Source organism: Flavobacteriales bacterium, from assembly GCA_016716605.1.
Classification (GTDB): domain Bacteria; phylum Bacteroidota; class Bacteroidia; order Flavobacteriales_F; family PHOS-HE28; genus PHOS-HE28.
In genome coordinates, this window is the sequence record JADJWA010000001.1 from 1430059 (window position 1) to 1451403 (window position 21345).

Consider the following 21345-nt stretch of genomic DNA (forward strand, 5'->3'; position numbering starts at 1 on the left):
GGCAGCCGCGTACATTCGCAGCCCATCACAGCCAGTCCGCCGCACATGCGCACCATCCAGTTCCGAGAGGCCCTCAATGAGGCGATGTCCGAAGAGATGCGCCGCGACCCCAACGTGTTCCTCATGGGTGAGGAAGTGGCCGAGTACGACGGCGCCTACAAGGTGAGCAAGGGCATGCTGGCGGAGTTCGGGCCCAAGCGCGTGATCGATACCCCGATCGCCGAGCTGGGCTTCACGGCCATCGGCGTGGGCGCTGCTATGAATGGCCTGCGCCCCATCGTGGAGTTCATGACCTGGAATTTCGCGGTGCTCGCCAGCGATCAGATCATCAACCACGCGGCCAAGATGCTCCAGATGAGCGGCGGCCAATTCCACGTGCCCATCGTGTTCCGCGGCGGCAACGGCAGCGCGGGCCAGTTGGCCGCCACCCACAGCCAGAGCTTCGAGGCCATGTACGCCAACGTGCCCGGCCTTAAGGTAATCACGCCCAGCAATCCATACGATGCCAAGGGCTTATTGAAAGCCGCCATCCGCGACGACGACCCGGTGCTCTTCATGGAGAGCGAGCGCATGTACGGCGACAAGGGCGAGGTGCCCGATGGCGAATACCTGCTGCCGATCGGCAAGGCCGCCATCGCGCGCGAGGGCAAGGACGTCACCGTGGTCTCCTTCGGGAAGATGATGAAGGTGGCGCTCGCTGCTGTGGATGAACTGAAGAGGGAAGGCGTCGATGCGGAGGTGATCGACCTGCGCACCATCCGCCCGATGGACCATGCCGCCATCATCAACAGCGTGCGCAAGACGAACCGCCTGGTGGTGGTCGATGAGAACTGGCCCGTGGCCAGCATCAGCAGCGAGATCGCGTACCGCGTGCAGAAGGACGCCTTCGATTTCCTCGATGCTCCCGTGCTGCGGATCAATCAGGCCGATACGCCGCTGCCCTTCGCGCCTGGCCTCATCGAAGAGTCCTTGCCGAGCGTGACCAAAGTGGTGCGCGCCGTCAAGGAGGCGATGTACCTGGTGAAGTAGGATCCCCCCGATTCCATTGGCTGGGCATACGCGCTGCTCCGCAGGCGCGATGAGCGCATGGTTGTGCCCGGGGCGGGACTCGAACCCGCACGGCCCTTACGGACCAAGGGATTTTAAGTCCCTCGTGTCTGCCATTTCACCACCCGGGCGTAGTCCGCCGAAGCCTGGGCGTAGGCGGACAGCCTGCAAAGAACGATGCCCCACCGAACGGTGAGGCATCTTCTGAGCGAGAAACGGGACTCGAACCCGCGACCCCGACCTTGGCAAGGTCGTGCTCTACCAACTGAGCTACTCTCGCAATGGGGCGGCAAATATAGATGCGCGACCGGAGCCCGCAAGCGCTCACCAGCGATCGAAGCGCCGGTCAGCGATCCGGATCCGGAAGGCGCCGATGCCGATGGAGTCGCCCTCGTGCGACCAGGTGTACACCTTGAGCCGTTCATCGGCACGCCAGAGCTCGTCCATGGGGAGCGTAGCGTACACCGGCACCGCGCCGTGCAACGTACCGGGCACCTGCATGGGCTGGGCGATGTAGGCCGTGGTGCGCTCGCCATTCTTGCGCTCCACCACGAAGACGGCGCGGGCACCGGGCCGGTGGCCATGGCATCGAGCACCAGGGTTCCATGGCGGAGCTCCTTCAATGGGGCCAGCTCGAACTCGTGGCCGGGGCCGAAGGGCCGGTCCTTGGTCAGCGCTCGGAGCTCGTCTTCTTCGGCATGGAGCAGTTGCCATGGCGGGGCGCTGGCCCGGGGCTCCAACTCAACGTGTGCAGCACCCCCATCCCGACTGTGCATATGCGCCTCGAATCGGTCCAGTAGCGCCGCGCGCACGGCGGGGTCGGCTTTCAGTCCGGCGTCGATCCAGTGCAAAGCGGATGCGGATGCCAACAGGTCCTTCAGCTCGGGAACATCCGTGATCTCGCTGGCCCGGATCGAGGATACGTCTCGTTGCGATCGCGCTTTGACATCAAGGCAATGGCCATCGTCATTAATAATGACCCTTGCTTCCTGCGGCGGGCTCGCCATCATGTTCTCCACCGCGCTGGGCAGACGCACTTCCTTGGGCGCATGCGCGAAGAGCGACCAGCATACCATGGCAGCCAGCGCTCCGGCGCCTGCAAGGCTCAGGCGGTGGGCCCAGCTCAGTGCGAAGAGCAGCGTGAAGAAGCCCAATAGCGAGAGCGCGAGCAGCCATGGAACGAGTGGCTTGCCGTAACGGAACACCACGGTATGCTCACCAGCGGGCACTTCCACCGCCATGGCGGCTATGTTCACATTCAGCAGGGCACTCGGCGATCCATCGATAACCACCTCCCAGCCGGGGTAATAGCTCTGCTGCAGGATCAACAACCTTGGCCCGGCGGTGCTGCATGCCAAGGTGAACGTGTTGCGATCGAATGAGGTCACGGAGGCCATGTCACTGCCTGTGCATCGCTGGGCGATGGTCGCGGTGTGCCCGGGCATGAGCACCACCAAACCGCTGTCACGATTCGCTGAGACTCCTTCCTTGCGGTAGGTATCGAACGCGATGATCGAATCCGCCAAGTAGGCCACCGGTTGCCGGGCCATCGCTTCCCATAGCGCCGTGTGCGCTACCTCGAGGTCCATGGCGTTGCGCAGCCAGAAGCTGTTCACGCCATCGCGCGAAAAGCCGCCGAGATAATCCTGCGTGGCGTGGCCCAGGTAGATCAGCTTGTTGCGCGTATCCGCATCCGAATCCACAGGCCGGCCATCCGGGATCACCGGCCCTTCGCTCAACGCGCTCAATCGGCGGTGCAGCCATTGGGGCGGCATATCGCTCACGGCGGTATTCCAAACCGCGAGTGAGCTGCTCCAAGCCATTTCGATGCCGACCAGCGTGATCAAGGCGGCGAAGCCAAGCCTGCGCCGCCATGCCAGCACAAGGGCGGCGATCAATGCGGGCAGTGTCACGCAAGCCCCGAGCAGCAAGCGCTTGCTCATGTGCATGCCGCGCATCCGCTCGAACAGGCTGATTCCGGGTTCATCCGCACCCATGCCGGAAATGGCATTTCCGCATAGCACCGCCACCGCGAGCAGCGCTGCGCCGAGCGGCCAGGCCAAGTGCCGATGGGCGAGGTGCCCATTGATCATCGCGGTGATGGTGCCTCCGGCCAGGATCATCGCCGCGAGCCACGAGAACACCATGAAATAGGAGGGGAAGCGGAACAGGTCGAAGCCGGGGACATGCTCGAAGGCCCAGCGGTGAATAGGCATCGCCGGACCCATGGCGATCCATGCGCAGAGCAAACCGGTGATCAGCAGAAGGTTCTCGTTTGCCGTGCGAGGGCGGAGCAAGGATGCCGTCGCGAGCACCAGCGTGATCAGGCCCATGTAAAGGTTGGCCATGCTCGGATCGGCACCGATGCGCACCTGATCAGTCCCGACTGCAAAAGGGAAGAGCAATGAAGTGAGCGCTGGCCACGTGACCGATCCCTGGGTAGCGATCCCATAAGGCAATGCACCGCTGCGGGCCAGATGCGGACCGGCATCGATCCAAGCGTGGAGTGCGCCTGCACCCACCACGGCCGATCCGATCGCAGCGGCCATGCTCCACAATAGCAACGGACCAAGCGCCCTTGAACCGTCAGCTCGCCAAGTGCGCCACGCCCGCAGAGCGAACAAGGCACCGAGCAGATAGGCCCCGATGATGGTGAAGGTGTGATTGCCGCCGGTGAGCAGCAAGCCTTGGAAGAGCGACACGCGAGCGGCAGGCCGCCAGCCGGGTCCTTGCATCAATCGCAGGAAGGCGTCGAAGAGCCACGGCATCCAAGCCGCACTGATCACCGCATAGAAGTGCTGCTGATGGCCAGTGAAGAAGCCGCCCAGCGCGTACGCCATGCCGACCAGCAATCCAGCTCGCGCGTCGCCATGCAGGTTCCGGATGAGGCGCATCATGCCCCATCCACCGATCATCATGTAGAGCAGGAAGAGCGCCTGCAACACATGAATGCCTTGGCCGGTGGTGCCGCCCAGCGCGATGGCCTCCACGTACCAGCTGGGGCCTTGCAGGTCCGCGTGCATGGGGTAGCCGAATTGCTGATGCGGATTCCATAATGGGAACTGCCCGTCGTGCAGGCAACTAGCGATGAACCATCGCCAGGGCAGCCAGCAGTTGAGGGTGTCGCCGTGCGTCAGTGCCCACTGGAAGCTCGACAACGGCCAATAGGCCAGCAGCGCCGCCGCAGCGATCAGCAGCCATCCCCAGCGCCTTGCCCACGCATCAGCGCGCTGGTCGAGGGCACTTGGGGTCATGCGATCAAGCTTTTCGCAGCTTCGTTTTCCCGGCGCCAGCCATGCGCTTGATTTCATTGAGCTTCAGCAGCGCCTCAACCGGGGTGAGCGTGTCGATGTCGAGCTCATTGAGCTGTTCGCGGATCGCCTCCAAGGCGGGGTCGTCGAGTTGGAAGATGCTGAGCTGCGGTTCGTGTGAAAGGCCGCGCAGGCTGGGGGAGCTACGCTGTCCGGCCGGTTCGTCCTCGCCTAGGTTGCCCGCATGCGCGCGCTCAAGATGGGCGAGCACCTTCTTCGCGCGCTGCACCACCGCTGCGGGCATGCCGGCCATCTGCGCCACGTGGATCCCGAAGCTGCGGTCGCTGCCACCGGGCACAAGGCGGCGCAGGAAGAGCACGCGGCCCTCCACCTCGCGCACGGCCACGCTGGCGTTGCGGATGCGCGGGAAGCTGTCTGCCATTGCATTGAGCTCGTGGTAATGGGTGGCGAAGAGGGTGCGTGGGCGCATGGGGTGCTCATGCAGGTGTTCCGCGATGGCCCAAGCGATGGAGATGCCATCGTAGGTGCTGGTGCCGCGGCCGATTTCGTCGAGCAGCACCAGGCTCCGGTCGCTGAGGTTGTTCAGGATGCTCGCGCTCTCATTCATCTCCACCATGAAGGTGCTCTCGCCGGTGCTCAGGCTGTCGTTGGCGCCCACGCGCGTGAACACGCGGTCCACCAAGCCGATGCGCGCGGCGCTCGCGGGCACATAGCTGCCCATCTGCGCCATGAGCGCGGTCAGCGCCGTCTGACGCAGCAGCGCGCTCTTGCCACTCATGTTGGGACCGGTGATCACCGTGATCTGCCGGTCGTCAGGGTCGAGCACCACATCGTTGGCCACATAGGTCTCGCCAGCGGGCAGCAACTGCTCGATCACGGGGTGCCGGCCTTGGCGGATGTCAATCGCCCTTCCCTCATTGACCTCAGGCCGGCAATAGCGCAGCGCAGCGGCATTCAGGGCGAAGGCGCGCAGCACATCGAGCCGTGCTAGCGCATGCGCGGTGGACTGAAGGGCTCCCATATGGCCGGAGATGCGCTGCACGAACGCGGCATAGAGCTCCTGTTCAAGTGCGAGGATCCGCTCCTCGGCGCCAAGGATCCGCTCTTCCAGCGACTTCAGTTCGTCAGTGATGTAGCGCTCAGCCCCGGTGAGCGTCTGCTTGCGCACCCATTCCGAAGGCACCTTGTCCTTATGGGTGTGGCGTACTTCGAGGTAATAGCCGAACACATTGTTGTAGCCCACCTTCAGGGAGCTGATCCCGGTGCGCTCGGTCTCCCGGCGCTGCACATCGAGCAGCAGTTCCTTGGCGTGCGTTGTGACGTGTCGCAGCTCATCGAGCTCGATGCTGTTGCCGCTGCGGATCACACCGCCTTTGGCCAGCGTGGCAGGCGTTTCCGGTTCGATTCCGGCACGCAGCTCGCTGGCCAGCTCCATCGGTGGAGTCACGTCGACTGCTGCTTCGGACAAAGCGCCCGGCTGGGAGCTGAGCGATATTCGCACGCGTTCCGAAGCCTCCAATGCCTGCGCCAATTGCAGCAGTTCGCGCGGGGCGATGCGCGCGGCGGCGGCTTTGCCCACGAGCCGCTCGAGGTCGCCCACTGCGCGCAGTTCAGTGCCGAGCATTTCCGTGGCTGCCGGGGCGTCCTTCAGCGCGCCGACAGCATCGTGCCGAGCAGCGATCGCAGCACGGTCAATAAGTGGGAAGAGGATCCAGCGCTTCAGCAGGCGGCTGCCCATGGGCGTCTCGCAACGGTCCATGCTCTGTAAAAGACTGCGTCCGCCTTCGCTTGTTGGCGCTACCAGTTCCAGGTTGCGGATGGTGAAGCGGTCGAGGCCCACATGATCGCCTGGGCGTAAGCGACTTACACGCGCGATGTGCGCCAGCCGGTCGTTGCGTGTCTCGCTGAGGTAGTGGAGCACCGCTCCAGCCGCCCTTTGCGCCAAGCGCAGCTCTTCGATGCCGAAGCCCTTCAGCGAAGCGGTACCGAAATGGCTGAGCAGACGCTCGCGGGCGAATTCATCGGCGAAGGCCCAGTCATCGAGCGCATAGCCGTACGTACGGCCCGTGTGGGCGTCGATGAAGGCATCGGAGCGGCCTTTGGGGTAAAGCAATTCACGCGGCGCGTGGCCGTCGAGGAGCTTGGACATGGCTTCGGCGCCTTCCTCCGCCACCAGGAACTCGCCGGTGGTCACGTCTAGGAAGGCGGCGCCATAGCCCCCTTCGCCACCGCAGAGCGCGGCCAACCAATGGTTATCGCGACGGTCGATGACCTGATCGCTGAAGGATACGCCGGGCGTGGCCACCTGCGTGACCCCGCGCTGCACGATGGTCTTGGCCAGTTTCGGGTCCTCGAGCTGATCGCACACCGCCACGCGGAGCCCGGCGCGCACCAGCTTGTGCAGGTAGTTGTCGAGCTGGTGGTACGGGAAGCCGGCCAGTTCCTCGCGGCTTCCGCCATTGTTGCGGCTGGTGAGGGTGATGCCCAGCACGCGCGAGGCGGTCACCGCATCGGTGCCGAAGGTCTCGTAGAAATCGCCCACCCTGAATAGGAGCACCGCATCGGGGTGCTTGGCCTTGATGGCGGCGTGCTGCCGCATCAAAGGCGTGGTGGCGGGCTTGCTCATGCGTGGGGCTGCGCGAAATTGCGCCCCGAAGGTATCCCGCAGCCTCCAGCCCGATCCGACATGCCCGAAGGGGACCGCAAGCTCAGGACCGATGAACTGGGCCGCATCGCGCCCGAGGCGTACGCGGCCAGCCTCCGCCAGAAAGTGGTGGTGGTGCTCGACGGCCTGCGCAGCAGGCACAACGTGGGCTCGATCTTCCGCACCTGCGACGCCTTCGGCGTTGAGCGGTTGGTGCTCTGTGGCTTCACGCCCTGCCCGCCGCACCATGAAATCGAGAAGACAGCGCTGGGCGCTACGCGCTCGGTGCCCTGGGAGCATGCTGCCGATGCCATCACGGCATTGTCCCGGCTGAAAGCCGAAGGCTACCAGACCATAGCCGTGGAGCTCACCGAGCGCGCTCTTCCGCTGAAAAGCCTGGCCTATGTCCTGGATGGACCTGTGGCGCTGGTATTCGGGAACGAGCTTCATGGGGTGAGCGAGGCTGCCGTGACCGCCGCTGATGCGTGCGTGATGGTGCCGCAACGAGGCAGCAAGCACTCGCTCAACGTGAGCGTATGCGCAGGCGTGGTGCTGCACGCCATGCTCCGGGAAGCGCCTTGAGCCGAAGGCAACCGTACGCATTTCTGGGGGTCTTGTGGTACGGAACCCCAAGGCCGCACCCTGCCGTAAGAGCCCACCCTCTATATTTGGCTGCCCGCCAAGAGCCGCATGCTTCGATTCCTACCCAGATTCATCCTGTCGTTCATGATCGCCGGTACCTTGGCCGATGAGGCCGGGGCGCAGTACTTCCGGCAATCGACCTATTGGAAGACCCACCGGACCGAGGTGGAGTTCGGATTCGGCGTATCGAACTTCTTGGGCGAGCTCGGCGGCCGGAACCAGATCGGATCCCCCTTCGTCTGGGACCTGGAGTTCAGCCAGACCCGTCCAGCGGCCAGCCTCGCCTACCGCTATTACCTGGCGCGCCAACAGGCGCTGCGCCTGCGCTTCACGTACGGCATCCTGGCCGGCAACGACAACCTCACCACCGAGACCTTCCGGCAGAACCGGAACCTGAGCTTCAAGAGCGATGTGTTCGAGCTCTCGCTGGTGTATGAGCTTCACTTGTATCGGGAGGAACTGGGCCACATCTACGACCTGCGGGGCGTGAAGGGCACCAAGGGCAGTCGGGTGGGCTTCTTTCTCTTCGCCGGGGTGGGCGGCTTCTATTTCGACCCCCGCGCTCGGTACAACAACACGTGGGTGCGGCTCAAGCCCTTGGGCACCGAGGGCCAGGGCCTTGAGGGTGGCGCCGAATCGTACAACAATTTCCAGTTCTGCATCCCCATGGGCTTGGGCATCCGCAAGGCCTTCACCAAGAATTGGAGCGGCGGCCTGGAGCTGCAGTACACCAAGACCTTCACCGATTACATCGACGACGTGAGCACCAGCTATTACGACAACGAGGTGCTGCTTCAGGAGCGCGGTGAGGTGGCGGCCTACCTCGCTGACCCCAGCTTGGGCAACCCACTCGCTCCGGGCCAGACGGAGACCGGTGAGCAGCGCGGCGACGAGAAGGACCTCGACGCCTATCTCTTCCTGAAGTTCATCGCTGACTACAAGCTCTACAAGTACAAGAGCGGCAGCAAGAAGTACCGCGCCCGCATCCGCCGCGCCAAGATCGTCTTCTAGCAACGCGCAGGCCCGCGCAGAATCCGCCATGATCGCGCACATCCGTTCTTGGTTCGAGCAGCAGGCCTTCGGGGTCTGCCAATGGTGGGCGGGCAAGCTCAACGTGAAGGCCGAGCAGGTTCGCCTGAGCTTCATCTACCTGAGCTTCATCACCGCCGGCGCCCACTTGGTGGTGTACCTGGTGATGGCCTTCGTGCTGGAGCACAAGGAGCGGATCAAGCAGCCCTTGCGGCGCCGAAGCACGGTGTGGGAGATGTGAGCGTGGCATTCTGCATCCTGCTCTGCGCGGCCTTTGAGAAGAATCTTCGCGGCGATTCATTAGCATGCCTTGAAGCGCAGGCATTCCCCGACCGGTCCCTCTCCCCCCTTTCACGCACCTTAACACCCTAGGCCCCAGCGCCTCCTTGCCAGTTGGGGCGACGGGGTACCTTCGCCCGGCTTCCGAGGCCATACCACAGCCCCGGGACTGTCGTTGAAGCCCCCGATGCGCCGCGCCGCCTCCGTTCTCCTGCTCTTGGCAAAAGGCTTGAGCGCCTCTGCTCAGGTGAATGAGCTTGGCGCCACCATCGGCGCCACCTACTACATCGGTGACCTGAACCCCTACAAGCATTTCCCGGCCGATTCCCGGCTGGCTGGCGGCCTCGTGTTCCGCTATAATCTGAATGATCGCTATGCGCTGCGCCTGCAGGGCATCTATGGCACCTTGCAGGCCTACGACAGCAACAGCGAGGACCCTATCCAGCTCACCCGCAACCTGCATTTCCGCGCGCCGCTCTTCGAGGCGGCCATGCTGCTCGAGGTCAACTACTTCCCTTACCGCAAACGCGGCAAGGACGGCAAGAAATGGACACCCTTCGTCTTCGCTGGGCTGGCCTATTTCCGGGCAAGCCCAAGGGCGCAGTTCCAAGACAGCTGGTATGAGCTGCAGCAGCTGGGAACCGAGGGGCAGGGCACCACACAGGGCGCCAAGCTCTATCCGGTGGACCATATGGCCATTCCCTTCGGCGCTGGACTGAAGTTCAACGTGAAGCGCATCGATTTCCAGTTGGAATGGGGCATGCGCCGTACCTACACGGATTACATCGACGATGTGAGCGGCGCCTATTACGACAATGACCTGCTGGCCTTCGAGAACGGCCCACTGGCCGCCGCGCTGGCCGACCGCAGCGGCCTGGAGCACGCCATCCCCGGCCACAGCAACACCGGCCGCATGCGCGGCGACCCGAACACGCGCGATTGGTACGTGTACTCCGGCCTCACCATCACCTACATCCTCAGCCGCTTCAGCGATTGCGAGGAGCAGTACAATTGGATGAAGCGCAAGCGCTGAGCGCCTTCTTCGCACCTTCGCCGCCCGTTTGGAGAACGCAGCACATACCGAAGCGCTCAAGGCCCGTATCGATCGCGATCGGGTGCCGAAGCATGTGGCCATCATCATGGATGGCAATGGCCGCTGGGCGCAGCAGCATGGCGAAGAGCGCATCGTTGGGCACATGAACGGGGTGCGCGGGGTGCGCGAGGCCCTCACCGGTGCGAGCGCCATCGGCGTGCAATGGCTCACGCTCTACGCCTTCAGCACCGAGAACTGGAATCGGCCGCGCGCCGAAGTGGATGCCCTGATGGACCTGCTGGTGCGCACCGTGGTACAGGAGATCGAGGAGCTGCACCAGAGCAGCGTGCGCCTGCGCGCCATCGGCGATATCGAGAGCCTACCCGATGCCTGCCGCGCCACCTTGCAGCAGGCCATCGCGCGCACAGCGGGCAATTCACGGATCACCCTCACGCTCGCGCTCAGCTACAGCGCGCGCTGGGAACTGGTGCGCATGGCCCGGCGGATCGCGGAGGAGGCACGCTCGGGCGCGATCGATCCGGCAGCCATCGATGAGCAACAGGTCAGCGATCGCCTCGCCACGCACGGCATGCCCGATCCCGAGCTGCTGATCCGCACCAGCGGCGAGCAGCGCATCAGCAATTTCCTCCTATGGCAGATTGCTTATGCCGAGCTCTGGTTCACCCCGGTGCTCTGGCCGGATTTCCGCCAAGAGCATCTATTCCAGGCTGTCCTCGACTACCAAGGCCGCGAGCGTCGCTTCGGCCTCACCAGCAAGCAAGTGACGCACCCGTGAGGATCCTATCGGCCACCTTCCGCTTCGCGGCATTCGCCTGCGCGCTCGCAAACGGAGCCGCGCGCCTCGCCGCGCAGGAGCAACGCCCGGTGATGGACCCCACGCTGCCGCAGACCTACGAGATCGGCGGCATCACCGTGAGCGGCACGCGCACCGTGGACCCCAGCGCGGTGAAGCTCTTCGCAGGCCTGCAGGTGGGCGACAAGGTCGAAGTGCCCGGCGAGCGCATCAGCCGGGCCATCCGGAACCTTTGGGAGCAGAAGCTCTTCAGCGATGTGGCCATCGAGGCCGCCGAGGTGCGCGGCCGCACCATCTTCCTTCACATCATCGTTCAGGAGAAGCCGCGCCTTTCACGCTACAGATTCAGGGGCATCACCAAGGCCAAGGCCGACAAACTCGACGAGGAGGTGGGCCTCGCGCGAGGACAGCAGTTCAATGAGGCCACCGAGCAACGCGCGCGGCAGGTCATCCGCAAGCATTACTCCGACAAGGGATACCTCTTCGCCGACGCGCGGTTCACGCAACTGCCCGACACGCTCAAGGGCGCGCTCTCCGATGGCGTGGTGGTCTTCATCGATGTGGATCCCGGCCCGCGCGTGAAGATCCAGGACGTGGCGATCAAGGGCAACTCCGCCTTCAAGGCCGCGAAGCTGCGCCGCAAGCTGAAGAAGACCAAGCGCAGGCTCTGGTACAACCTCCTTGGCAGCAGCAAGTTCATCGCGGAGGATTACAAGGCCGACAAGGCGCGATTGATCGACCTGTACAACAACGAGGGCTATCGGAACGCCGACATCGTGCGCGACACCATGTACCGCGTGGGCCCGAAGCGCGTGCGCGTGGAGATCGATCTGGATGAAGGCCAGAAGTTCCATTTCCGGCACATCACCTGGACGGGCAATACCAAGTACCGGACCTCGCGGCTCGACAGCATCCTCAGCATCAAGAAGGGTGATGTGTACAGCAAGAAGGTGCTCGACAGCCGGCTTTACATGAACCAGACCGGCCTCGACGTGAGCTCCCTGTACATGGACGATGGCTACCTCTCGTTCTACCCCGAGCCCATCGAGCTGGTGACTGAGGGCGACAGCATCGACCTGGACATCCGCATCCGCGAAGGGCGGCAGTACCGCATCCGCAACGTGATCATCAAGGGCAACACGAAGACCAACGAGCATGTGATCCGCCGGGAGATCCGCACCAAGCCGGGCCAGCTCTTCAACCGCAGCGATGTGATCCGCACCCAGCGCGAGATCGCGCAGCTCGGCTACTTCGACCAGGAGAAGCTCGGCGTGAACCCGATCCCCGATCCGCGCACGGGCCTCGTTGATCTGGAGTACACCGTGGAGGAACGCCCAAGCGATCGATTGGAGCTGAGCGGCGGCTACGGAGCGCAGCGCGTGGTCCTCAGCCTGGGCCTCTCGTTCACCAACTTCAGCCTGAGGAAGCTCTTCGACCCAAAGGCCTACCAGCCGCTGCCCGCCGGCGATGGGCAGACCCTGAACGTGCGCGCGCAGACCAACGGCCGCTTCTTCCAGAGCTACAGCCTGAGCTTCGTGGAGCCCTGGCTCGGCGGCCGCAAGCCGAACGCTCTCAGCTTCTCGGCATACGTGACCCGGCAGACCAATGGCGAGGCGCGCACCATCCGTACCGCCGATGGCAAGGAGGCCAACCCCAGATTGCAATCGCTCGACATCATCGGCCTCACCCTGGGCCTGGGCCGCAGGCTCACGGTGCCCGATGACTATTTCATCCTGCGCCAGAACCTGAGCTACCAGAACTACCGGCTCAACAACTTCAACTTCGGCCAGGTGGTCTTCGATTTCGGCAAGGGCACCAGCAACGTGCTTGCCTACAGCATCCAACTTTCCCGCAATTCGGTGGATGCGCCGTTCTTCGCGCGCAGCGGATCGGATGTGACCGTCTCGCTGAAGGCAACGCTGCCGTGGTCCTTGCTGCAGCCGAGCCGCGACTGGGCCGCGCTGCCCGCCGCTGAGCGCTTCCAGTGGGCGGAGTTCCACAAATGGAAGATCACCACCCAATGGTTCAACCGGCTCACGCGGAGCAAGAACCAGCACGACCTGGTGCTCATGCTGCGCGCGGGCTACGGCCTCATGGGCCGCTACAACAGCGCCATCGGCGATGCGCCCTTCGAGCGATTCTACCTGGGCGGGTCGGGCCTCACCGGTTTCCAGCTCGATGGCCGCGAGATCATCGCCCTGCGCGGCTACGATGAGGCCTCGCTCTCGCCGCGCACCGGCAACTTCATCGTGGGCAAGTACACCGCCGAGCTGCGCTTCCCGGTCTCGCTCAACCCGCAGGCCACCATCTACACCCTCGCCTTCGCGCAGGCCGGCAACACCTGGGGCAGCGCCGAGCGCTTCGACCCCTTCAAGATGTACCGCAGCGCCGGCTTTGGCCTGCGGATCTTCCTGCCCATGTTCGGCCCAATGGGCCTCGATTACGGCTGGCGCCTGGACGATGTGCCCACCGCCCCGGGCATGGCCAAGAGCCAGTTCCACTTCACCATCGGCATAGATCTTGGCGAACTCTGATCCCGCCGCCTACTTTCACGCCCCTCGCATGCGCACCCTCCTGATCCTCGCCCTGGCGGCGCTCCTGGCCGGCGATGCCGCCGCGCAACGAATCGCCTTCGTGAACACCAAGTACATCCTGGACCAGATGCCCGAGTACGAGACGGCGCAGAAGGAGCTTGACCGCTTGAGCAAGCAATGGCAGGAGGAGATCGATGAGCGGCACCAGACCATCAAGCGCCTGCGCGACGCGTACAACGCGGAGATGATCCTGCTCACCGAGGAGATGCGTCGCACGCGGCTCGAAGAGATCGAGAACAAGGACCGCGATGCCCGCGACCTGCAGAAGCGGCGCTTCGGCCCGCAGGGCGATCTCTTCAAGAAAAGGCAGGAGCTGATCCAGCCGATCCAGGAGCGCGTCTATAATGCGGTCAAGGAGGTGGCCGGTACCAGCTACGTGGCCGTGTTCGACCTCAGCGGGCAGAACGGCGGCAACCTGCTCTTCGCCAGTGACAAGTTCGACAAGAGCGACCAGGTGCTGAAGAAGCTCGGCATCCGCCCCAAGCGCGATGGCGGCGGCAAGGACGAGGAGTTCGGAAAGGACCCGGAAGAGAACAAGGACGACAGCAAGGACGAAGGACAGCCCCAGGAGCAGCCGCGTGACGGAGGCGATGGCGGACGCGATCAGAAACCACCCCGATAGACGGACACGACCATGAACATCAAGCAACTCGGACTTTCACTCGCACTGCTCCTTTGCGGCGCGCAAGCAGCAATCGCTCAATCCGCCAAGCTCGGCCACATCGACCGCCAGCGCCTATTGCTCACCCTGCCCGAGCGCAAGGGCGCTGAGGAGAAGATGCAGGCCTTCGCCAAGACGCTCGATGAGCGCCTGAAGGCCATGGGCGCCGAATACCAGGCCAAGGTGGCCGATGCGCAGGCACGCTCGGAGGCCATGACGCAGACCGAGAAGGAGATGATCGTGCGCGAGATCAACGAATTGGAGCAGCGCATCCAGGCCGCTCAGGAGAAGGCGCAAGAGGACCTCGCCAAGCAGGAGGAGGAACTGCTCAAGCCCATGATCGAGAAGACCAATCAGGCCATCAAGGATGTGGCCGATGAGAAGGGCTTCACCTACATCTTCGATACCAGCACCGGCATGGTGATCTACTTCGAGAAGGGCGAGGACATCATGCCCTTGGTGAAGGCCAAGCTCGGCATCACAACGCCATAAGCACCAGGCGCCGTGGACGCGCGACCGATCGGCATCTTCGATTCCGGCATCGGCGGGCTCACGGTGATGACGGCCATCCGGCAGGCGCTCCCCCGGGAGCGCCTGCTCTATTTCGGCGACAACGCGCATATGCCATACGGCGCCCGCTCGCTCGATGAGGTGCGCGATTTCAGCTTGTCCATTTGCGGCGCGCTGATCGCCCAAGGCTGCAAACTGATCGTGATCGCGTGCAATACGGCGAGCGCGGCCGCGCTGAAAGAGGCCCGTGCGCGCTGGCCCGATTTCCCCTTCGTGGGCATGGAGCCGGCGGTGAAGCCCGCCGCAGAGCAAACGCACAGCGGTGTAGTGGGCGTGATCGCCACGGTGGCAACGTTCCAGAGCGTCCTATACGCGTCGGTGGTGGAGCGCTTCTCGCAGGGCGTAGAGGTGCTGCATCAGCCCTGCCCCGGATTGGTGAAGCAGATCGAGGCTGGGGAACTGGACACGCCGCGCACCGAGCAGATGCTGCGCGGCTGGTTGGAGCCGATGCTCGCGAAAGGCATCGACGCGCTCGTGCTCGGCTGCACGCACTATCCCATCGTGAGGCCGATGATCGAGCGCATCGTTGGCCCAGGGGTGCGCGTGATCGATCCTGCCCCTGCGGTAACCAGGCAAGTGGCACGCGTGCTCGGCGAGCGCGGGCTGCTTGCCGAGGCGGCTGCCGGTGGCGGCACGCGCGTATGCACGAGCGGTGATACCACGGCGTTCTCCGGGATGATGGCGCGCATGGGCATGCCATCAACGTCCGTGGAGCAGGCCGTCTGGACCAACGGGGGACTGGTGCTCCCGGGCTGATCGAACAGGGACTGCTCAGCGCTTCTTCGCCACGGCCCTGCCTGCCGCAGCGGGTTTGACCGCTGCCGCGGGCTTCGTGCCGTTCTTGCTGGGCAATGGCTTCAGTGTGCCCTTCTTCAGCGGCTTCATCTCCGCCTTGGCGGCCGGCTTCTCCATGGGGAAGAGGCCATGGACCTCCGCATCGATCCGGTTGATGATCCGGCCGAGGTCCTCCGGATCGGTGTGGAACGCATTGTCCTCCACATCGATCACCAGCAATTTGCCCTTGTCATACTTCTCGATCCATGCATCGTAGCGCTCATTGAGGCGCTTGAGGTAATCGATGCTGATGCTGGCCTCGTAATCGCGGCCCCGTTCGGCGATCTGCTTCACGAGCTTCTCCACAGGAGCCTGGAGGAAGATGAGCAGGTCGGGCGGCTGGATCGCATTCTCCATGTTCCGGAAGAGGCGATGGTAGTTCTCGAAGTCGCGCGTGGTCATCAGGCCCATCGCGTGCAGGTTGGGCGCGAAGATGTAGGCGTCCTCATAGATGGTGCGGTCCTGTATCACATTGCGGCCGCTGCTGCGGATCTCGAGCAGCTGCTCGAAGCGCGAGTTGAGGAAGAAGATCTGGAGGTTGAAGCTCCAGCGCTGCATGTCCTTGTAGAAGTCGAAGAGGTAGGGGTTGTTGTCCACGGCCTCTTGCAGTTGCTCCCATTTGTAGTGCTTGGCCAGCAGCTGCGTGAGCGTGGTCTTGCCGGAGCCGATGTTGCCTGCGATGGCGATGTGCATGGGCGTGATGCAGGTTGAGGGTTGAGAAGGTCGGCCGCCTCGGCGAAGCGCTTCGGCGCGTTGAATGGTTGAGGGTTGTTGCGGGCCGCTCAACGGCTGGCGAAGTTATCCGCGCGCCGCACCCGGCGCCTGATCGTGGAAAACTCGTGGAGGCTACTTCGGCCTTACGCTGATGCCGCGCTTGGTGAGCAGGTAGATGCAGCCGCGATCCACGCGCGCATCACGGATCGGACCTTCAGCATCGGCGGGCAGCGCGATGGGCTGTTGGGTGAAGGAGCGCATGTCGTACACGCTGAGCGTGCCGTCAGCGAAGCTCCACAGCGCTTGTCCGCGCACCATGAAGCTGCTTGCTCCGGTGATGGGGATGGTGCGCATCCAGGTGCCGAAGAGGTCGAAGACATGGATGCCGTTGCGCGGGTCCATCACATAGAGGCGGCTCTCGTGCTCGAGCATGCGCGTGGGCGCGATCGCGAAGCCCAGCAGTTGGTCGAGGCGCCCGGTATTGGCCAGCGGGCGGAGCTGGGCATCCACGCGCAGCAGCGCCATCTCGCGCTGGTCGAAGAGCCAGAAGCCGTTCTGCACGCTCACGCAGGCGAGCACGGCCTGCGGGAAGCCCACGCGCGGCAGGTTGATCACATCGCCCTGCAAGGCCAGGGTATTGTCGAGCACGGCGAGCTGGCCCTGCTCGGGTGCATGCACCATGGGCTTCAGGGAATAGAACGCATCGATGGTGCCGATGCGGCCGAGGGTCTTCACGCTGTTGCGCAGCCAGGAGCGGCCCTTGGCGTCGAACAGCACGAGCTCATCGCCTTGCAGCGCATACACGTACCCGAGCTCATCGGTTGTGAAGGTGGCGAAGGCGCCTTCGATGTCGTAGGAGGGCAGCGAGGGCTGGGCCTTCAGCGCGTGCGCAAAGGGGATCAACAGCAGCAGCGCTCGAAGGGTCATGCGTGCACGGGGGCGAGGATCGATTCGATCAGTGCGCGGTCGTTGCACAGGCGGGGCACCTTGTTCTGCCCGCCGAGCTTGCCGCGCTCGCGCATCCATGCATGGTACGTGCCAACCGGCAAGGCGTGCACCAGGGGCCTTCGCAGGGCCATGTCCCCGCGGCGCTTGGCGTCGTAGTCGCTGTTGAGCGCGCGCATGGCCTGGTCGAGGGCGTCGGTGAATCGGCCGAGGTCATCCGGATCGCGCGCGAACTCAATGGCCCATTCGTGCCCGCCGCGCGCATCGCTGCCCATGAACACCGGCGCAGCCGTGTACTCGCTCACTACGGCGCCGGTCGCCTGGCAGGCGGCCTCGATGCCGCGATCGGCGTTATCGACGATGAGCTCTTCGCCGAAGGCATTGATGAAGCTCCTGGTGCGTCCGCTCACCTGCAACCGGTACGGCTTCACGCTGGTGAAGCGCACGGTATCGCCGGGCATGTAGCGCCACAGCCCGCCGTTGGTGCTGATCACGAGGGCGTAGCTCACATCGGGCTCCACTTCATTCAGCAGCAGCGTGCGCGGGCGGGCTGCAGCGATCTCGTCTAGCGCCATGAACTCGTAGAAGATGCCGTAGTCGAGCATGAGCAGCATGTCGTCGGCGCCGCGGCGGTCCTGCACGGCGAAGAAGCCCTCGCTGGCGTTGTAGCTCTCGATGTAGTTCATGTGCGGCGAGCGGATCAGGTCCTGGTACCGCTCGCGGTAGGGCCTGAAGCTCACGCCGCCGTGCATGAAGAGCTCGAGGTTGGGCCACACCTGCAAGATGTCACGCTTGCCGGTGAGCTCCAGGATGCGGTGCAGCAACACGAGGGTCCAGCTGGGCACACCCGCGATGCAGCGCACATCCTCTCGCATGGTCTCCCGCGCCATGCGCTCGATCTTCTCCTCCCAATTCTCCATCAGGGCGGTCTCGATCACGGGTGTGCGCCGCACCTCCACCCATACCGGCAGGTTGCGGATGATGATGGCGCTGAGGTCGCCGGTGTAGGCATCGGCGCGCAAGTGCTCGATGGCGCTGCTGCCGCCCACCACCAGGCTCATGCCCTGATAGAGCTTGCTCTCCGGACGCTGCTGGTAGTGCAGCGCGATCAGGTCCTTGCCGCCCTTGTAATGGCATTCCTCCAGGGCCTCACGGCTCACGGGGATGTACTTGCTGCGGTCGCTGGTGGTGCCGCTGCTCTTGGCGAACCACTTCATGTCCGTTGGCCAGAGCAGGTTCTGCTCGCCCTTGCGCAGGCGGGCCACGTAGGGCTTCACGGATTCGTAGTCCTGGATGGGCACGCGCTCCCGGTACTCATCCACGGTGGTGATGGAGCCGTAGTCGTGTTGCCTTCCCCATTCGGTGTAGCGCGCCATGCGCAGCAGCGAGTGGAACTGCTCGAGCTGGGCCAGGTGCGGATGATCACGGAACAGCTCGATCTGCTGCAGCCGTTTCTTGATGAGGAATCCGAACAGCGCGTTCAGGGGCATGGTGGGGGAGGCGCCTATCTTCCGCCGAAATGTAGTCGCCGCCGATGGATGATGGACAGCCTCTGCTGAAGATGCGCTCCGCACTGGCGCCCGATGGCACCGTGCGCTACGCCTTGCCCTTCGACCCGCCGATCGATCTGAGCGCTCTGGTTGGACAACCGTTGACCCTGCGCGCCACGGGCGTGCTGAGCTGCGTGAGCTGCGGCAAGCGCGTGAAGAAGCTCTTCCAGCAGGGCTTTTGCTACCCGTGCCTGGTGAGCGCTCCGGAGGCCGCGGAGTGCATCGTGCATCCCGAGCTGTGCCGCGCGCACCTCGGCGAGGGCCGTGATCCGCAATGGGAGCAGGACCATCACAACACCGAGCATGTGGTCTATCTGAGCTTCACCGGCAATGTGAAGGTGGGCGTCACGCGCGCCACCCAAGTGCCCACGCGGTGGATCGATCAAGGCGCGGTAGCGGCGCTGGAGATCGCCCGTGTTCCTTACCGCCAGCTCGCCGGCCTCATCGAGGTTGACCTCAAGCGCATTTTCGCTGATAAGACCAACTGGCGCGCGATGCTGAAGGAGGTGAAGCCCGATGACAGTGCATTGCGGGCCGCACGAGCGCAGGCTATCGGCGCTTTGCGCGCCGATCTGCAGGAGCACTTGCTGCACGATTCGGAGCCGCAGGCGATCCACTACCCGGTGCTCGCTTATCCGCCGAAGGTCACAAGCCTATCCTTCGAGAAGCAGCCGGTGATCGGCGGCACCCTCATGGGCATCAAGGGCCAGTACCTGCTCTGGGAGGATGGCCGTGTGGTGAACATCCGCAACCAGAGCGGGGTGCATGTGGTTGTTGAAAGTTGAGGCACGACCGTAACCATCGAACGGGCCCCGCGTTACAGCACCCGGGTTTTGGTTAGATCAGGCAACTGATCACAAAGGGCAAGCGGGCGGTCGCCATACGGCGGCCGCCCGTGCTTGCATTCACCTGTAGCTATTGGATGATCAGGTCGTAGGGCATGCGGGCCAGGATGCCGGTCTGCTCCTTGGCTTCGCGTGCGCGCTGATACTCCTTCAAGAGCTTGGCATCTTCGCCGAGGTACTCGCGCGCCACCCAGGCCTTGGTCTCGGTGTTGAGGTCCTTCAGCAATTTCTTCAGGAAGTCCTCCTGTTCGGGCAGATCCACCTTGAGGTAGTCGCTGATCCCGGCCAGCGTGGCGGCGGCACGAATGGCATCCTCCAAGCCGCCGAGCTCGTCCACCAATCCGCGCTCCTTGGCGTCGGCGCCGGTCCATACGCGGCCCTGACCGATGCTGTCCACTTGAGCGGTGGTGAGCTTGCGGCCCTCGGCCACGCGCTCCACGAAACCATCATAGAAGTCATCGACCCATTGCTGCATCATGCGCTTCTCGGTCTCGGTCAAGGGTCGGCTCACGGTCATCATGTCGGCGTACTCGTGCGTCTTGGCGCCGTCGAAGGTGATGCCCAGCTTGTTCTTGAAGAAGCCCTGCATGTTGGGGATGAGGCCGAACACGCCGATGCTGCCGGTGATGGTGGTGGGCTCCGCGTAGATCTTGGTGGCCGGGCAGCTGATGTAGTAGCCCCCGCTGGCCGCCACATCGCCCATGCTCACCACCACGGGCTTCGCTTCGGCGGCGAGCTTCACCTCGCGCCAGATCACCTCACTGGCCAGGCCGCTGCCTCCGGGGCTGTTCACGCGCAGCACGATGGCTTTCACGGCACTGTCCTCGCGCGCCTCGCGGATGGTGGCGGAGAGCGAGGTGCTGCCGATGCCGTCGTCGCCTTCGCCGCTGGAGATGCCGCCTTCGGCATAGATCACCGCGAGCTTGGTCTTGGCATCGCCTTCCTCCTCCTTCTCATCGTCGGTGCGCAGGTACTTGCCCAGGCTCACGAAAGCGATGTCCTTCTCCTTGTCGAGGCTCATGCGTTCCTTGATGTCGGCGAGCAGCTCGTCGCGGTACATGAGCGCATCCACCAGTTTCAGGTCGCGTGCGGCCTCGTCGTCCTTCGCGGCGAAGGTGTTGGCGATGGTATCGAGCTCATTGGCGCTCAGGCCCGTCTTCTCGCTCACGGCCGAGCGGTGATCGGCCCAGAGCCCGCGCAGGATCAATTCGATCTGCGCACGGTTGGCCGGGCTCATCTCTTCCTCGGTGTACACCTCGCCGAAGCTCTTGAACTTGTTGTTGCTGCCGCGGATGAACTGCATGTCGATGTCGAGCTTGTCGAAGAGCCCTTTGAGGAACATGTACTCGCTCTGCAGGCCACGGTAGTCGAGCATGCCCTTGGGCTGCAGGTACACCTGATCGGCGGCGGTGGCCAGGTAGTAGCTGCCCTGGGTGTAGAACTCGGCCCAGGCCACCACGGGCTTGCCGCTCTCCTTTTTGAACTCCATGATCTTGTTGCGGATCTCGCGCAGTGTGGCGAAGCCGGAGTTCACGCTGGTGAGGTCAAGGAAGATGCCCTCGATCTTCTCATCGGACTTGGCTTGATCCAAGGCAGCGAGCACCTGGTTTAGGCCGGTCTTCGATTCGCCTTGGAAGGGGCCGAAGTCGAAATCCATCTGCTCGTCGTCGCCGCGGTCCACGAGCTCGTTGTCGAGCGTGAGCTGCAGCACGGAGCCATCCTTGATCTTGGTGGGCTTGCCCTTGCTGCCCAGGCCGGCGGCCGCAGCGGCCAGCATGCCGAAGAAGAGGACGATGAGCACCACGCCGATGAGCAGGGTGCCCAGCATGGAGGCGAACATGAATTTGAGGAACTGTCCCATGGGTGCGCGAT

At 63.9% G+C, this 21345-nt stretch carries 19 protein-coding genes and 2 tRNA genes; 13 read left to right on the plus strand and 8 right to left on the minus strand.

The window, feature by feature from the left end; genetic code table 11:
• The first annotated feature begins 45 nt into the window (after window positions 1–45).
• Entirely contained in the window at window positions 46–1029 is a 984-nt protein-coding gene (locus IPM12_05545) for a pyruvate dehydrogenase complex E1 component subunit beta (GenBank protein ID MBK9147273.1), read from the plus strand.
• A 64-nt stretch (window positions 1030–1093) separates the two neighbouring features.
• On the opposite strand, the gene IPM12_05550 is transcribed toward IPM12_05545, so the two are convergent.
• The 3 genes from IPM12_05550 to IPM12_05560 form a co-directional block, all read right to left on the minus strand.
• Window positions 1094–1178 (minus strand) — tRNA-Leu (locus IPM12_05550).
• A gap of 76 nt (window positions 1179–1254) precedes the next feature.
• Window positions 1255–1327 (minus strand) — tRNA-Gly (locus IPM12_05555).
• A 44-nt stretch (window positions 1328–1371) separates the two neighbouring features.
• A complete protein-coding gene (locus IPM12_05560; GenBank protein MBK9147274.1) occupies window positions 1372–1596 on the minus strand; it encodes a hypothetical protein in 225 nt (74 codons plus the stop codon).
• A gap of 56 nt (window positions 1597–1652) precedes the next feature.
• On the opposite strand from IPM12_05560, the gene IPM12_05565 reads away from it, so the two are divergent.
• Both IPM12_05565 and IPM12_05570 read left to right on the plus strand, forming a co-directional pair.
• Window positions 1653–1847 carry a hypothetical protein gene (locus tag IPM12_05565; GenBank protein MBK9147275.1) on the plus strand — a complete coding sequence of 65 codons (195 nt, stop codon included), beginning with the start codon at window positions 1653–1655 and terminating at the stop codon, window positions 1845–1847.
• 877 nt (window positions 1848–2724) lie between these two features.
• Window positions 2725–3201 carry a hypothetical protein gene (locus IPM12_05570; GenBank protein MBK9147276.1) on the plus strand — a complete coding sequence of 159 codons (477 nt, stop codon included), beginning with the start codon at window positions 2725–2727 and terminating at the stop codon, window positions 3199–3201.
• Window positions 3202–4305: 1104 nt separating this feature from the next.
• Here the strand turns inward: IPM12_05570 and mutS are convergent.
• Entirely contained in the window at window positions 4306–6945 is a 2640-nt protein-coding gene (mutS, locus tag IPM12_05575; protein ID MBK9147277.1) for a DNA mismatch repair protein MutS, read from the minus strand.
• Between the two features lie 60 nt (window positions 6946–7005).
• Between mutS and IPM12_05580 the strand changes: the two genes are divergently transcribed.
• The 9 genes from IPM12_05580 to IPM12_05620 all read left to right on the plus strand — a co-directional run bounded on the left by IPM12_05580 (window position 7006) and on the right by IPM12_05620 (window position 15341).
• A complete protein-coding gene (locus IPM12_05580) occupies window positions 7006–7545 on the plus strand; it encodes an RNA methyltransferase (GenBank protein ID MBK9147278.1) in 540 nt (179 codons plus the stop codon).
• A gap of 144 nt (window positions 7546–7689) precedes the next feature.
• Window positions 7690–8616 (plus strand): hypothetical protein, encoded by a 927-nt coding sequence (locus IPM12_05585; GenBank protein MBK9147279.1) that lies wholly within the window; start codon window positions 7690–7692, stop codon window positions 8614–8616.
• A 28-nt stretch (window positions 8617–8644) separates the two neighbouring features.
• Window positions 8645–8875, plus strand: coding sequence for a hypothetical protein (locus tag IPM12_05590; protein ID MBK9147280.1), 231 nt, complete (start codon window positions 8645–8647; stop codon window positions 8873–8875).
• A gap of 225 nt (window positions 8876–9100) precedes the next feature.
• On the plus strand, window positions 9101–9946 hold the full coding sequence (locus IPM12_05595) for a hypothetical protein (protein MBK9147281.1): 846 nt from the start codon (window positions 9101–9103) through the stop codon (window positions 9944–9946).
• Between the two features lie 28 nt (window positions 9947–9974).
• Window positions 9975–10742: an isoprenyl transferase gene (locus tag IPM12_05600; protein MBK9147282.1), complete on the plus strand. Its 768-nt coding sequence runs from the start codon at window positions 9975–9977 to the stop codon at window positions 10740–10742.
• The gene (gene bamA, locus IPM12_05605) at window positions 10739–13294 is read left to right on the plus strand and encodes an outer membrane protein assembly factor BamA (GenBank protein MBK9147283.1); all 2556 of its coding nucleotides are present in this window, start codon (window positions 10739–10741) and stop codon (window positions 13292–13294) included. The genes IPM12_05600 and bamA overlap by 4 nt, the downstream gene beginning before the upstream one ends.
• Before the next feature lie 28 nt (window positions 13295–13322).
• Window positions 13323–13976 carry an OmpH family outer membrane protein gene (locus tag IPM12_05610; protein ID MBK9147284.1) on the plus strand — a complete coding sequence of 218 codons (654 nt, stop codon included), beginning with the start codon at window positions 13323–13325 and terminating at the stop codon, window positions 13974–13976.
• A gap of 12 nt (window positions 13977–13988) precedes the next feature.
• On the plus strand, window positions 13989–14507 hold the full coding sequence (locus IPM12_05615) for an OmpH family outer membrane protein (protein MBK9147285.1): 519 nt from the start codon (window positions 13989–13991) through the stop codon (window positions 14505–14507).
• Between the two features lie 12 nt (window positions 14508–14519).
• Window positions 14520–15341, plus strand: coding sequence for a glutamate racemase (locus IPM12_05620; protein MBK9147286.1), 822 nt, complete (start codon window positions 14520–14522; stop codon window positions 15339–15341).
• A gap of 15 nt (window positions 15342–15356) precedes the next feature.
• Here the strand turns inward: IPM12_05620 and IPM12_05625 are convergent, their stop codons facing one another.
• The 3 genes from IPM12_05625 to IPM12_05635 form a co-directional block, all read right to left on the minus strand.
• Entirely contained in the window at window positions 15357–16112 is a 756-nt protein-coding gene (locus IPM12_05625) for a deoxynucleoside kinase (GenBank protein MBK9147287.1), read from the minus strand.
• 153 nt (window positions 16113–16265) lie between these two features.
• Complete coding sequence (locus IPM12_05630) at window positions 16266–17060, minus strand: hypothetical protein (protein ID MBK9147288.1); 795 nt, start codon at window positions 17058–17060, stop codon at window positions 16266–16268.
• Entirely contained in the window at window positions 17057–18568 is a 1512-nt protein-coding gene (locus IPM12_05635) for a GH3 auxin-responsive promoter family protein (GenBank protein ID MBK9147289.1), read from the minus strand. The genes IPM12_05630 and IPM12_05635 overlap by 4 nt, the downstream gene beginning before the upstream one ends.
• A 71-nt stretch (window positions 18569–18639) precedes the next feature.
• On the opposite strand from IPM12_05635, the gene IPM12_05640 reads away from it, so the two are divergent.
• Window positions 18640–19413, plus strand: a complete 774-nt coding sequence (locus IPM12_05640; GenBank protein ID MBK9147290.1) for a DUF2797 domain-containing protein — start codon at window positions 18640–18642, stop codon at window positions 19411–19413.
• 130 nt (window positions 19414–19543) lie between these two features.
• On the opposite strand, the gene sppA is transcribed toward IPM12_05640, so the two are convergent.
• A complete protein-coding gene (gene sppA, locus IPM12_05645; protein ID MBK9147291.1) occupies window positions 19544–21334 on the minus strand; it encodes a signal peptide peptidase SppA in 1791 nt (596 codons plus the stop codon).
• Window positions 21335–21345 lie beyond the last annotated feature (11 nt).

Excerpts from the sequence above, each read along its gene's own strand:
- IPM12_05595 (MBK9147281.1), top strand. The coding sequence starts at position 9,101 with ATGCGCCGCGCCGCCTCCGTTCTCCTGCTCTTGGCAAAAGGCTTGAGC.
- IPM12_05580 (MBK9147278.1), top strand. The coding sequence starts at position 7,006 with ATGCCCGAAGGGGACCGCAAGCTCAGGACCGATGAACTGGGCCGCATC.
- IPM12_05640 (MBK9147290.1), top strand. The coding sequence starts at position 18,640 with ATGCGCTCCGCACTGGCGCCCGATGGCACCGTGCGCTACGCCTTGCCC.
- IPM12_05565 (MBK9147275.1), top strand. The coding sequence starts at position 1,653 with ATGGCGGAGCTCCTTCAATGGGGCCAGCTCGAACTCGTGGCCGGGGCC.
- sppA (MBK9147291.1), bottom strand. The coding sequence starts at position 21,334 with ATGGGACAGTTCCTCAAATTCATGTTCGCCTCCATGCTGGGCACCCTG.
- IPM12_05545 (MBK9147273.1), top strand. The coding sequence starts at position 46 with ATGCGCACCATCCAGTTCCGAGAGGCCCTCAATGAGGCGATGTCCGAA.
- IPM12_05625 (MBK9147287.1), bottom strand. The coding sequence starts at position 16,112 with ATGCACATCGCCATCGCAGGCAACATCGGCTCCGGCAAGACCACGCTC.
- IPM12_05615 (MBK9147285.1), top strand. The coding sequence starts at position 13,989 with ATGAACATCAAGCAACTCGGACTTTCACTCGCACTGCTCCTTTGCGGC.
- IPM12_05630 (MBK9147288.1), bottom strand. The coding sequence starts at position 17,060 with ATGACCCTTCGAGCGCTGCTGCTGTTGATCCCCTTTGCGCACGCGCTG.
- IPM12_05590 (MBK9147280.1), top strand. The coding sequence starts at position 8,645 with ATGATCGCGCACATCCGTTCTTGGTTCGAGCAGCAGGCCTTCGGGGTC.
- IPM12_05585 (MBK9147279.1), top strand. The coding sequence starts at position 7,690 with ATGATCGCCGGTACCTTGGCCGATGAGGCCGGGGCGCAGTACTTCCGG.
- mutS (MBK9147277.1), bottom strand. The coding sequence starts at position 6,945 with ATGAGCAAGCCCGCCACCACGCCTTTGATGCGGCAGCACGCCGCCATC.
- IPM12_05610 (MBK9147284.1), top strand. The coding sequence starts at position 13,323 with ATGCGCACCCTCCTGATCCTCGCCCTGGCGGCGCTCCTGGCCGGCGAT.
- IPM12_05635 (MBK9147289.1), bottom strand. The coding sequence starts at position 18,568 with ATGCCCCTGAACGCGCTGTTCGGATTCCTCATCAAGAAACGGCTGCAG.